The 3631-nt window shown below is 66.8% G+C and carries 4 protein-coding genes and 1 pseudogene; 1 reads left to right on the top strand and 4 read right to left on the bottom strand.

All coding sequences use genetic code 11. The features are described 5' to 3' along the window. The 4 genes and pseudogenes from VIM26_RS06725 to VIM26_RS06710 form a co-directional block, all read right to left on the bottom strand. A pseudogene (locus VIM26_RS06725) lies at positions 1-223 on the bottom strand (hypothetical protein); the annotation flags it as partial. Then, positions 207-1067 carry an ABC transporter ATP-binding protein gene (locus VIM26_RS06720; RefSeq protein WP_331949579.1) on the bottom strand — a complete coding sequence of 287 codons (861 nt, stop codon included), beginning with the start codon at positions 1065-1067 and terminating at the stop codon, positions 207-209. The pseudogene VIM26_RS06725 and the gene VIM26_RS06720, both read right to left, overlap by 17 nt. A gap of 93 nt (positions 1068-1160) precedes the next feature. Further along, positions 1161-1460: a 4a-hydroxytetrahydrobiopterin dehydratase gene (locus tag VIM26_RS06715; RefSeq protein ID WP_331949578.1), complete on the bottom strand. Its 300-nt coding sequence runs from the start codon at positions 1458-1460 to the stop codon at positions 1161-1163. A gap of 192 nt (positions 1461-1652) precedes the next feature. Further along, on the bottom strand, positions 1653-3056 hold the full coding sequence (locus VIM26_RS06710; RefSeq protein ID WP_331949577.1) for an IS1380 family transposase: 1404 nt from the start codon (positions 3054-3056) through the stop codon (positions 1653-1655). A gap of 144 nt (positions 3057-3200) precedes the next feature. Between VIM26_RS06710 and orn the strand changes: the two genes are divergently transcribed. After that, a partial coding sequence (gene orn / locus VIM26_RS06705) for an oligoribonuclease (protein WP_331949576.1) occupies positions 3201-3631 on the top strand: 431 nt, incomplete at its 3' end.

The following is a 3631-nucleotide window of genomic DNA, read 5'->3' as shown; positions in this document are numbered from 1 at the left end:
TGACCGCGGGAAGGCACATTGCCCCGAGGAGGATCATCGGCATGACCTTGGAGCGAGCCGACCGACCCAGTCCGTAGGCCCCCTTGGCACTCTCGATGAACAGCGCGCGGGTGATATGACGGCGCCCGAGCCGTGGTCCCTCGTAGTGCCGATATCCCAGGTCGTGGATGACTCCCTGATTGGGACGCCGACCCGCCCCGGCGACGTCAGACGGCGTCGACATCGCTGACTCCCGTCGGCGTGGTGAAGATCTCTGACATGCGATGACGCCGTTGTTCCAAGCGGATCAGACCGAGCCCGAGCCGGGCCACGGTGTCACGTACGACGTCGTAGGTCGTGTCGTCCCGAAGATCGATCTCCAGCAACATGCCTACCGCGGCTACTCCGAGGCCGGCCTCCCGCAGGGCGGCAGCGAGATCGTCGGTCCGCTCGCTGACCTCGACGGCGATCAGCGGGCTCGCCGCGGTGACGTCCGCGGTGGACGAGGACCGCAGCAGCCGGCCTGCGTCGATGACCACGACGTGGTCGCACACGCGCTCGAGCTCGCCCAGCAGATGCGAGGCCACCAGCACCGAGATGCCGAAGTCGGTGCCGATCCGGCGGATCAGACCGAGCATGTCGTCCCGACCGGCCGGGTCCAGTCCGTTCGTGGGCTCGTCGAGCAGGACGAGCTTGGGGTCGTGGACGAGGGACTGCGCGAGCTTGACCCGCTGCTTCATGCCGGTGGAGTAGCCGCCGATGGGGCGATAGCGCTCCTCGTAGAGGCCGACGTGGCGCAGGGTGTCGGCCGTGCGTTCCCTGGCTGCCGTCCGAGACAGCCCTGACATGCGCGCCATGTGCACCACGAATTCGGTCGCCGACACGTCCGGCGGGAGGCAATCGTGTTCTGGCATGTAGCCGACGCGCTCACGGATCGCCGCGCCGTCGGTCGCGATGTCGAGTTCCAACACGCTCGCACGACCCGAGGTCGGTGGGAGCAGGCCGAGCACCATCTTGATGAGAGTCGACTTGCCGGCGCCGTTGGCGCCGATCAGTCCCACCACGCCGGGGTCGATTTCCAGGCTCAACTCGGAAACCGCTGTCACCTGGCCATATTTCTTGGTGAGCCCATCGGTTTTGATCAGAGCCACGGAGCCAGACTACCTAGGGCCCGCCCACATTCAGATCAGCCGGGCAATCAGCTGATCGAGGTCAGTGGCCAGTGTCAGGTCGAACTGGGTGAGCCCGCCCGAGGAGTGCGTGGACAGGGTCAGTTCGACCGTCCGCCACGACAACGTGAGGTCCGGGTGGTGGTCCAGTCGCTCGGCGATCGGTGCCATCTCGGACACAAATTCAACCGCCTTCAAGAACGACGGGAACTCGACGGTACGGCGCAACTCCGTGTCGGTGGCCAACCAGTCCGGGCTGAGATCTGCGAGAGCGGCCTGCACTTCCTCCTGGCTCAGCTTCGTTGGGTTCATCGACCATCACCTCCAGATGCTCCTCACACTAGTCGACCTGCTCTAAGCCTCGATCCGTGGACCCGCTGACGCGATGATCTTGGTCTGCGGCGGGCGGTGATCGGTAGCCGTTGGGCAGGACGGGGCTGCTGGTCTTCCCAGCTGTTCCACGTGGCTCTTCGGTCGGGCCGGGGCGGGCGGGTTGGTCGGGGGTCAGGCGTGGGCCGGTGGGCCGGTCGCGGGTCCGAATACCTTGTGCCATAGGGCGGTCCAGTGTTCGGCCCAGGGCCAGTGCGCTGGCAGGTGCAGTACCGGGCGGCGTTGCGGGCGGGCCAGTCGTGCTGGGACGGTGACGATCTGGCGGCGCAGGGTCGCGCCGCGGGCGACAGCGTGCTTCGGGCTGGTGAGGGTTCCGGCCGCGCGGAGCAGGTTGTGTGTCATCGCTGCGCAGATGGCCCAGGCGTTGTTGGCGGCGAAGCGGCCTGAGGGCTGGTGGGCAAGGGGTCCGTCGATGAGATCGGCGAACACGGTTTCGATGATCGCGTGCCGGCGGTGGGTGATGTCGGCCTGCGCGGTCGGCTCGGTGTTGTTGGTGAAGAACGGGTGGTGGCGCCAGACGGGGAACAGCTCGTCGAGCCGGGCTCGGTCACGGACGCGGCGCACGATCAGCCTCGCGGTGACCGGGTGGCCGGTGGAGGCGAACGCGGTGAACCCCACCTCGGCGACCTCGGCGTCGGAGATCAGCTGCCCGGTGTCGGGATCGACGACCGCGCCGGGGTAGTGCACGGGTATCCAGGCGTCCTCGGCGATGGTGGCGATCGCCCGGGCCACCGCCGGGTTCTTGGTGAGCACGAGCGAGAACCGCGCCCCTGCCCGCAGGCAGGCGTTCACGACGGCGCTGTTGCCGTAGGCCGAATCCCCGCGCAGCAGGATGTCTCCGCTCGCGCCGGCGGCGCGGGCGGTGCTGATCGCCTCGCGCACCATGGACGCGGCGCCCTTGCCGGAGCCGGCCCGCCCGGCGCGCAGCCGGATCCCGGCCACCACCGGCGCGCCGTGCTGGGTGGAGATGGTGGTGGCCAGCGGCGACAGGCCCTTGCGTAGCACCTGCCGGCCGGCGATCTTGGTGTGTCCGAAGCTGGCGCCCTGCTTGGCGTGCCCGTAGACCGGGCGCAGCAGCGAGTCGATGTCCACAAAGGCTTGCTGCTCGATGCCGGGCAGCAGCCCGCTGTGCCCGACCAGGCTGACCAGGTGTGCCCGCGCGACCGAGGCCAACTGCAGGGCGTGGCCGTGGCTGAACTCCCGCAGGAACTGACCCAGCGTCGAGCAGGCATACACCCCGCCGAACAGCCGAGGCATACCCCCGGACCGGATCACGTCCAGATCGTCGATGCTGTCCGCGCCGGCAGCCATCCCCGCGATGATCGACGTCAACTTGCCCGCGGGGTTCACCGCCGCCGACTTCACCCGTGTCGTGGTGATCGCGACCTTGGCCGAGATCAACTCCGACAGGCCGGCCCGCTCGGCCAACGCCATCACCGGCACCAGCCCAGCGCACGACACCAGAGCCTCGTCATCGAACTTCGGCGTGGCCTTCGACCAGGCGTGAGATAGTTGCACTGAAAGTGCCTTCCGATGCAGTGGCGATCAGGACCTCAACAATCCAGATTCTCCCTGCACAGAAGGCACTTTCTCTGTTACCGCGCCGAACGATCAGCTACCCGGTCCACGGATCGAGGCTAAGGTCAGCTTCGTGATTGCGATATGACAGAGAAGGAAGCCAAGAACGACAAACTGGTCTGGATAGATTGCGAGATGACCGGGCTCGAACTCAACCGGGACGCGTTGATCGAGATCGCGGTGCTGGTTACCGACGCCGACCTTAACGTCGTCGGTGACGGCCTGGACGTAGTGATCAGATGTGCCGACGTCGTGCTCAACACGATGGTGCCCTACGTCCATCAGATGCATGAAACATCGGGACTTACCGCCCTGGTACGCCAATCGACGATCACCCTCGGCCACGCGGAGCGGCTGGTTCTCGAATACATCAAGCAGTACGTGCCCGTCGCCAGGACCGCCCCGTTGTGCGGCAACTCCATTGCCACCGACCGCAGCTTCATCGCGCGGGACATGCCCGACCTCGACGCGCATCTGCACTACCGGATGATCGATGTGTCTTCGATCAAGGAACT

This window comes from Pengzhenrongella sp. (assembly GCF_036565025.1).
Classification (GTDB): Bacteria; Actinomycetota; Actinomycetes; order Actinomycetales; family Cellulomonadaceae; genus Pengzhenrongella.
This window is presented reverse-complemented; position numbering and strand designations above follow the sequence as displayed.